The sequence below is a fragment of the Thalassolituus sp. UBA6592 genome, assembly GCF_002433655.1.
Taxonomy (GTDB): Bacteria; Pseudomonadota; Gammaproteobacteria; order Pseudomonadales; family Oceanobacteraceae; genus Venatoribacter.
On sequence record NZ_DJIO01000076.1, the window covers coordinates 1 to 8,216 of the forward strand.

Consider the following 8,216-nt stretch of genomic DNA (forward strand, 5'->3'; position numbering starts at 1 on the left):
GTGATGGCCATCGGGTGGAACATTTTGCCTTCAACACCTTCGAGGGCAAAAATTGGCGCGTATACAGCGGTGATAATAAACACGCCGAACAAGGCCGGACGAATGACTTCCCGGGTAGCTTCAAACACCAGTTGCAGACGTTCTTTTAATGCAAGCGGGCCTGTCTGCTGACTAAGACGACGCAGGCAGTTTTCGACAATGATGATGGCACCATCGACCAGCAGACCAAAATCAAGCGCGCCCAGACTCATCAGGTTGGCGCTGACACGGGTCTGTACCATACCGGTAAAGGTCATCAGCATTGCCAGAGGAATAACCAGCGCGGTAAGGATGGCCGCGCGGATATTGCCCAGCATCAGGAACAAAATAACAATCACCAGCAAAGCACCTTCCACCAGATTGGTGGTGACGGTATTCAGGGTTTTCTCTACCAGTCCGGTGCGGTCGTAGGCAGCCGTTGCCACAATGCCTTCAGGCAGAGACGCATTAATCTCGGCCAGTTTTTTACCGACATTACTTGCCACTGTGCGGCTGTTTTCACCAACCAGCATAAACACGGTGCTCATCACCACTTCCCGGCCATTCTGGGTCGCGGCGCCGGTGCGCAGGCCGTGGCCAATGGTCACCTCGGCCACGTCGCTGATATGCACCGTTTTTCCATTGTCAGAGGTAATGGTAATTGCCGCTATATCGTCGGCCTGCATTGCCTGCCCCGGAATCCGCATCAGCCATTGCGCACCATTTCGCTCAACAAATCCGGCGCCACGGTTCTCATTATTAGCGCGGATAGCGGCCACAATATCGGCACTGCTGATGCCAGCGGACAGCATACGTTGCGGTTGCATCTGCACCACGACTTCACGCTCGTAACCACCGATGGGGTTCACTTCCACCACGCCCGGCACCTGCATCAGCTGCGGGCGGATAATCCAGTCGTGCACACTGCGCAAATCCATAGGCGTGATGGCAGCCCCATCGGCATTGACTGCGCCCGGCTCAGCATCAACGGTGAACATAAAGATTTCACCCAGACCAGTAGCGATAGGGCCCATTTCTGGTTGTAAGCCATAAGGCAGACGACCGCTGGCAGATGCCATGCGTTCGCCGACCAGCTGGCGGGCGAAATAAATATCGGTGTCATCGCTGAAAATAGCGATCACCTGCGACAGGCCGTAGCGCGATACCGAACGGGTGTATTCCAGCCCAGGTAATCCGGCCAGTGCGGTTTCCAGCGGATAAGTAATACGCTGTTCCACTTCCAGTGGGGTAAAGCCGGCGGCTTCGGTATTGATCATCACCTGTACGTTGGTAATGTCAGGCACGGCATCAATCGGCAGCCGGTTAAAATTCCACAGACCCAGAACAGCAACGATGGCGACAACGACCATCACCAGATTCCGCCGGGCAATGGCCAGTTTTATCAGTAAATCCAACATGGCGATTTCCCGTATCAGTGGTCGTGTGACGCGCCGGACTTCTCGATGTCGGCTTTGATGATGTAACTGTTTTCGCTGACGTATTCTGTGCCGGGCTCAAGACCACCGAGCACTTCAACCCACTCACCGGCGGCCTGGCCAAGTTCCAGCATGCGCACTTCGTATTCGTCCCCGACTTTGGCGTAAACCACGGTGAAGTCGCGAAACGCCTGTAAGCCAGAGCGTTTGACGGCCAGAGCTACGTCACGGGTTTCGGTTTCAATGCGGCCATTGATTTTCATACCAGCCGTCAGCAACCCCTCGGTGTTATCAAGGGTGGCCAGCCACAGACGTGACTGATCGGACTGAACAGAGGGGTAAGCATGTTTAAGCACAGCCTGAGCCTGCAATTCTGTGCCGGGTACCGTGATGGTGACGGGGGCTCCGGCTTTTACACGACTCCAGTCTTTCGGGTACACGGCAAGTTCAGCCTGCAATGTACGGTTGTCTTGCAGTGTCAGCAGAGTACGTCCTGCACTTTGTTCTCCGGCAGCGGCATAAATCCGGCTGACAATGCCTGAGGCTGGTGCGCGTACGCTGTAGCTTTTCAGGCTCTCGTTGCTGTCGATGGTAAGCAATTCGCTGCCTGCCTGAACCACCTGTCCTTCGCGTACGTGCACCTTGCGGATTTCGCCATCAAAACGCGCGCTGATATTGCGTTCACTACCCGGCACTGACGTCAGATTTCCCCAGACGGGGGTCTGAATATGCAGAGTGGCAGGCCCCGCGACTTCGGTGGTAATTCCCATGGCATCGGCAACCGGCGCGGCAATATTCGTACGTCCCTCAAAGTTGTCGTAACGCCACTGGTATTGCTGGCCAGCATGCTGAACCTGAATATCGACAATAAAAGAATGAGGCTCGTAAATTTCCATGTCGCCACGCAGGTAATCGCCTTCAGCGCGGAAACCGATATTATCGACGACGTCGCCAAGACGAATAAGACGTACGCTCAGCTGCACATCCTGTGGTGCAATTGGCTGGCCGGACAATGTGCTCCAGACCCGGAACTCCGGCGGTACACCGGTTTCGAAAATAGCCAGCTCCAGAGCAAAATCACCATCGCGCAGCATGCGTCCGCGGTGAGGTCCTTTCTCCGGTTCCGCTTCGGCTGTTTCCGCCGACTGGGCATAAACCATTTGTGTTGGCAGAGCGCTGCCTGCGAATAACGGCAAAGCCAGTAACAGGTGCGAAAATATTTTACGGGGTGTCATAACTTAGCCTCAGAAATAAATGGTCTGGCCGGTCAGGCGCTGTAATTCAATCCACTGCTGATGCAGTGCTTCCGCTTCGTCTAGTAAACGCTTGCGGGCATTCAGCCATTGCTGGCGGGTGTTATCCCACTGCACATAATCCAGCTGCCCGTTTTCATAGGCTTTAAGCGCCTGCTGACGACCGTTATTGAGAGTCGGCAGAATGGTTTCTGTCAGGGTATTGATAACGTGCTGGCTGTGTTCCAGTTCCATCAGCAGTGTGCGGGTTTGGATGGTCAGTTGTTGCAAATGCGCCTGTGCTGAAAGTGTCTTCTGTTCTTCACGGACATTGACCGAGCGCTGAAGAGCGGCGTAGCGCTGATTCGCGCCCAGTGGAATGCTGAACTGGGCGACCAGGGCATAGTCATCTGTATTTTCGAAACGGCGCACGCCTGCGCCAGCCGACCACGGGGTTACCGCTTCTTCACTCGCGAGTTTTCCTTCCGCACTGAACAGTTCTGCTTCCGCTTTTATCTGGTTCAGTGACGGGGTTTCCTGCAATTTGTTCATGGCAGCTTCGGCTTTTGCCAACGGCAGAAATGGCAGCAGGTTTCCCGCGGCATAAAGCTGGGTTTCTGCCGCTCCCCACTGCGCAGACAATCGCAGTGACGCCGACTGCAGCCGGTGCCCGAATTCTTCCACTGCCAACTCCTGCTCTGTCAAACGGGTACGTGCCAGTATCAGGTCGGTATTGGGGGCGCGACCGGCATTCACACGGCGCTGAATGATCGCCAGAATTTCTTTTTCATCGGCTAACGCTTCCTGTGCCAGTTGCAGCCGCTCCTGATCGGCGAGTAACGAAATAAAGAGTGTTGAAGTATGTGCGGTTATATCGGCTAGCTGCACTCGCTGTTTCGCTGTCAGTAAGCGCTGCTGAGCGGCTGCGTGTTCTGTTCTGGCGCTGATCTGATCACCTTCTAACAGCCAGCGGGCACTCAAGGTCGTCTGCATGGCATCGGTACCTTCATACTGGTCAGTACCGAATGCATCTTCGACGCTCAGTTCCAGCTGAGCAGGTTGCCGGCTTCCAGCCGCTTCTATTTCAGCCTGTATGCCCTGCTGCCGATAAGACCAGATGGCAATCTGTGGATGCCCCTTTAACGCCCGCTCGACGACTTCAGACAGCCTCACTGTATTTTCGGCGTAAGCGCTTTCGTAGAAGGGTATGAACAGGGTCAAGCATATTAAAAACCGATTGATAGTCGGTTTTTTGGATGCAGAAATAACGTGGTTAACAAGCTTCATTTCAGCTCCGTTAATGGACGAGGAAAATATCAAAAAAGTGGTGTAAAGCATCGGTGGCAGAAAGCACCGCTGTGGCTGTAAGCATAATAGCCAGTGGTAACAGGCTGAGTTTCAGAGCGGACGGACGAGATGGGGTAAGCAGCTCGCAGACCCGTTCGCGCAGCTGCTCTACAGCGACAAACGCTGCCTGATCTGGCTTGTTGAGGTGGTGGCGTAAGCGCGCGATTTTCACCAGCGTTTCTGCGATGTCGGCGGCTTCGGCGTTGCGGGTAACCCGGCGATCGGCGAGCTGCTCGGTCACTAATGTGAAGCAGTTCAGAATGGGGGTGCGAACAAAGCCTGGCAGTGGGCAAATAAACAGCATCAGTAACCAGCGACTCAGGTTATCGAACTGGCGGATATGCGCCTGCTCATGAGCAATGATGATTGCCTGCTGGTCTGGCGTTGTTTGATTGAGCAAACCTTGCGACAGGTAAATATCAGCGCGGAAATATCCGGCTGCCATGGCGACAACGTCGCGGGTCGGCAAAATGCGGATCGTGGAGCCGGAAGTCGCCACTGCCTGCTCACGCAGAAGTTTCAGTTGCTGCTTTACACGCCATTGCTGATACGCAAATTGCCCCATACGCAACGTCAGCCATAAACCGACCGCACTCAGAAACCAGCTGTGCCAGGCGCTGATCACAAACTCATCGGCATGGTGCCAGTGAATAAGTCCCAGAGCGCCATGCACTGTGTTGTGGTCGTCTGGTAAGGCGATTCCGCCCCCAACAAACAGCAACAGAGTCATTGTCCAGGGTAAAACGGCCCAGCTTAAAATGAGCCATTTTTGCTCCAACGGGTCAACACGGTTTTTTGCCCGGATAATCAGAGGAGCCGTTAATAACTGAAAGACAGCTGAGGCCAGTCCGAGCAATGCAGCCATGCTCAGCAGGTTCAGAATAAACCCCCAGCTTCCGCTGATCATGGCTGCAGTTTGCTCTTGCGACGGTGATTCTGAATCATAGCCTCCAGGCGATCGAGCTCGTCGGCGCCCAGATCGGCAGACAAGGAAACAAATGCCGCCATCAGCGACTGGCTGTCATGGCTGACAAGGTCGCTGGTGATATTACGGATCAGCTGAGCGATCAGGTCTTCCCGATCAACCCGGGTGCGGTAGACAAAGGCATGTCCTTGTTTACTTCGGCTGAGCAGCTGCTTTTTGTATAAACGATCCAGTGTGCTCTGAATGGTGTTCAGGGAACTGCTGCGCCCGGCACTGAAGGCTGCATGGATCTGTTTGGCATCAGCTTCACCCGCTGACCAAAGATGGTTTAGAACCTGCTTTTCTAACTCACCGAGAATCATAGTCTTTCCAACGTTCAGGATGAGGCATACACTGCCACAGTAAAAACCGACCAGCAATCGGTTTTTTGTCAGTCAACGTCAGTCGCTGAGGTTTCTATGCTGAGTATTCTGCGTCACCGCGTGTACCGCCATTTGTTTGCTGCGCAGGTTATTTCATTGTTGGGCACAGGTCTGGCGACGGTTGCCCTGAGTCTGATGGCGTTTGAGCTGGCGGGAGACAATGCAGGCACTGTGCTGGCAACGGCACTGACCATCAAAATGCTGGCCTATGTGTTTGTGTCACCGCTATTGGCGGCCTTGTTTCAGGGGCGTTCACGCAAACCTGTGTTGGTGCTGCTGGATATTATCCGCGCGCTGACGGCGCTTTCGCTACCGTTCCTCATCGAGGTCTGGCACATCTATGTGGTTATTTTTGTTCTGCAAAGTAGTTCCGCCGGATTTACCCCGCTATTTCAGGCGACGATTCCTGATGTACTGCCGGATGAGCGTGAATACACCAAGGCCTTGTCTTTATCCCGGCTGGCTTATGACATGGAAAGCCTGATCAGTCCCATGCTGGCGGCGGCATTGCTACTGATTACCTCCTGGCATGGATTATTTTTCGGCACCATGCTGGGATTCGTGGCATCTGCACTGCTGGTGCTTTCCGTTACCCTCCCGAAAGCCCAGACTTCTGCGGCGAATACCTGGACAGATAGACTTACTAAAGGTGGTCGTATTTACCTGCTGACCCCGCGGTTGAGAGGGCTGTTGTTACTGAGCTTTACCACCGCCCTTGGGGGCGCCATGGTGTTCGTTAACACCGTGGTTCTGGTGCAGGGGAATTTTGCTCTGAGTGGCCAGCAAACGGCATTCGCTCTGGCTGCTTTCGGCTTTGGCTCCATGCTCACAGCGCTGACACTGCCAACGCTTCTGGAAAAAATCACTGAGCGCAGAGTGATGCTGGCAGGCCTCGGCTTGATGATTGTTGCGCAACTATCCGGCACTCTTATCACAGGCTATGTCACTTTGCTGATGATCTGGTTCGTGCTGGGAGCGGGTTACTCCCTGGTGCAGACCCCAACCAGTAAAGTTCTGGTTCGTTCAGCCAGTAACGCGGACAGGCCAGCGTTGTTTGCTGCACATTTTTCACTCTCCCACGCAGGCTGGATGATGGCCTATCCGTTCGCCGGCTGGTTATTAACCGTGCTGGATGTGAATTCGGCGTTTTTATTACTGGCCGGGCTTTCCGTTATCGGCTTGGCATTGGCGTCTAAACTTTGGCCGGAAAATGAAAATAGTGCGATATCGCACAGGCACGATGATCTTGAAGCTGGTCATGAGCATCTGGAGGCATTTGGCTATGGAGAGGAGCACAGCCACCTGTATGTTATAGATTCACTGCATTCGAAGTGGCCGAGGTAATTATCATAAATATCCGTAAAGCTCAGTAGCATACAATTTTCAGGAACCCAGATTTATACCTGATGATACATGCGGAATTTGATGGAGTTATAAGAGCCCTAAACATACAAGTTGATCTCTCTGCAAACCTTGGGAGCTAAAGAGCCGAGGCGCGGGCTGCACGCGTTACTGTGCGGTGAGGCAAAAAATGAGCAGATTTCTAGATAACTGAGCACACTGTTTCAAATTTATCACCAGTAACTCCGTTTTATTAACTATTAGTTCTATCAGTTGGGTGGCGAAATTTGAAATGACTTCTTCTATTCACTTCTGAATAAGCTGTACTGTCAGAAACAATCAAACGGTTTCCCATTCCGTCCAGAAGCTACGTTCAGACATGTCGACTACATCAATCTGTCGCGCATCGATGATGCAGATAGAGGTAAACCGCGATATGGAACAGCAGGAGTCCCTGCAATATCGAAGTTATACCGTTTTACGTTAGATCCTATCAGCCTATTTCAGCTGAGCGGGTTGCCCTTGACCGCCAGGCCGACATGGACGAGTTTCTGTTGACGATGTGACTACATTGTATATACTGGCGTGTATACAATGTAGTAACCAGCATGGGGGCAAAATGGGAACATCAGCAAAGGCCAAATTTGAAGGGGTCGTGCAGCCATGGGGGAATAGTCTCGGTCTGAGAATTACTCGCGCCATGAGTGATATGGCTAATCTTGGTAAGGGGGATGAGGTGTCCATTGAGGTTACCGAGGAAGGTTTATTGGTCTCTCGCAAAAAGCCCGTGAAGCGCTTTAAGCTGCCTTATTCCGAAGCTGACTTACTTGCCGGGATGACGCGCCACACGGCGCATGCGGATGAGCTGCCGTCACTGCTCACCCATGAAGTTGGGGGTTGATGTGGCAGGACGTTATATTCCCGATCGCAATGACATCGTGTTTCTGGACTTTGAGCCAATCAAAGGTAAAGAGATAGGCAAGTATCGACCTGCCCTTGTCCTCTCCAGTAAGATGTATAACCAGAGGTCCGGGCTCCTGATCTGTTGCCCTATCAGCACGAGCATTCGTGGGGCTGCAACGGAAGTTCCGATAGGTAACCTGGAATCTCCCTCCGTAGTCGCTTCCAATCTTATCAATACGCTGGATTGGAGTGAGCGGAAGGTGAAAAAAGTAGCCGAAGCCGAACAAGGGGTGATGGAAGAAGTAATTCTTCGACTCATTCCTTTGATCGGCGCTGATCAAGTCATCAGTGATATCGAATAACGTCAAATAACCAAAGGTAGAACATGATTGAATTGACCCAGGAAGATCGTATTGAGCTTTCAGATATGCTGAGGCAAATGGCCCGAACAGAGTGGAGTGAGTCAGCCTGATTCGTCGGTGGAGACAGGACGTAAGAAGCAAGAGCGTTGGACGCACCCGGTGCAAAACTGGAATCTGACACTGTATCAGCTGTCGATTCACATCAGGTGTAGTAGTTCAGACCCAATCTG

Annotated in this window: 8 protein-coding genes; 3 read left to right on the forward strand and 5 right to left on the reverse strand. The window is 52.9% G+C overall.

The annotated features are described in order from the left end of the window. From B2Z72_RS07595 to B2Z72_RS07615, 5 genes are all read right to left on the reverse strand, one after another. Window positions 1–1,436 (reverse strand): efflux RND transporter permease subunit (locus B2Z72_RS07595; RefSeq protein WP_297004490.1); only part of this gene is annotated, 1,436 nt, incomplete at its 3' end. Between the two features lie 14 nt (window positions 1,437–1,450). Further along, a complete protein-coding gene (locus tag B2Z72_RS07600) occupies window positions 1,451–2,689 on the reverse strand; it encodes an efflux RND transporter periplasmic adaptor subunit (protein ID WP_296985941.1) in 1,239 nt (412 codons plus the stop codon). 9 nt (window positions 2,690–2,698) lie between these two features. Beyond that, entirely contained in the window at window positions 2,699–3,859 is a 1,161-nt protein-coding gene (locus tag B2Z72_RS07605; RefSeq protein ID WP_296985939.1) for a TolC family protein, read from the reverse strand. A gap of 124 nt (window positions 3,860–3,983) precedes the next feature. Continuing rightward, window positions 3,984–4,940: a M56 family metallopeptidase gene (locus tag B2Z72_RS07610; RefSeq protein WP_296985938.1), complete on the reverse strand. Its 957-nt coding sequence runs from the start codon at window positions 4,938–4,940 to the stop codon at window positions 3,984–3,986. Beyond that, window positions 4,937–5,320, reverse strand: coding sequence for a BlaI/MecI/CopY family transcriptional regulator (locus tag B2Z72_RS07615; RefSeq protein WP_286716653.1), 384 nt, complete (start codon window positions 5,318–5,320; stop codon window positions 4,937–4,939). The genes B2Z72_RS07610 and B2Z72_RS07615 overlap by 4 nt, the downstream gene beginning before the upstream one ends. Window positions 5,321–5,416: 96 nt before the next feature. Between B2Z72_RS07615 and B2Z72_RS07620 the strand changes: the two genes are divergently transcribed. The 3 genes from B2Z72_RS07620 (at window position 5,417) to B2Z72_RS07630 (ending at window position 7,986) form a co-directional block, all read left to right on the forward strand. Further along, on the forward strand, window positions 5,417–6,724 hold the full coding sequence (locus tag B2Z72_RS07620; RefSeq protein WP_296985933.1) for an MFS transporter: 1,308 nt from the start codon (window positions 5,417–5,419) through the stop codon (window positions 6,722–6,724). 616 nt (window positions 6,725–7,340) lie between these two features. Beyond that, the gene (locus tag B2Z72_RS07625; RefSeq protein WP_296985930.1) at window positions 7,341–7,622 is read left to right on the forward strand and encodes a hypothetical protein; all 282 of its coding nucleotides are present in this window, start codon (window positions 7,341–7,343) and stop codon (window positions 7,620–7,622) included. Continuing rightward, on the forward strand, window positions 7,606–7,986 hold the full coding sequence (locus B2Z72_RS07630; RefSeq protein ID WP_296985928.1) for a type II toxin-antitoxin system PemK/MazF family toxin: 381 nt from the start codon (window positions 7,606–7,608) through the stop codon (window positions 7,984–7,986). Before B2Z72_RS07625 ends, B2Z72_RS07630 begins: the two co-directional genes overlap by 17 nt. Window positions 7,987–8,216: the final 230 nt, after the last annotated feature.

Bases quoted from the DNA above. Each gene is read 5' to 3' on its own strand.
- B2Z72_RS07600 (WP_296985941.1), bottom strand. From the start codon at position 2,689: ATGACACCCCGTAAAATATTTTCGCACCTGTTACTGGCTTTGCCGTTA.
- B2Z72_RS07610 (WP_296985938.1), bottom strand. From the start codon at position 4,940: ATGATCAGCGGAAGCTGGGGGTTTATTCTGAACCTGCTGAGCATGGCT.
- B2Z72_RS07630 (WP_296985928.1), top strand. From the start codon at position 7,606: ATGAAGTTGGGGGTTGATGTGGCAGGACGTTATATTCCCGATCGCAAT.
- B2Z72_RS07625 (WP_296985930.1), top strand. From the start codon at position 7,341: ATGGGAACATCAGCAAAGGCCAAATTTGAAGGGGTCGTGCAGCCATGG.
- B2Z72_RS07615 (WP_286716653.1), bottom strand. From the start codon at position 5,320: ATGATTCTCGGTGAGTTAGAAAAGCAGGTTCTAAACCATCTTTGGTCA.
- B2Z72_RS07620 (WP_296985933.1), top strand. From the start codon at position 5,417: ATGCTGAGTATTCTGCGTCACCGCGTGTACCGCCATTTGTTTGCTGCG.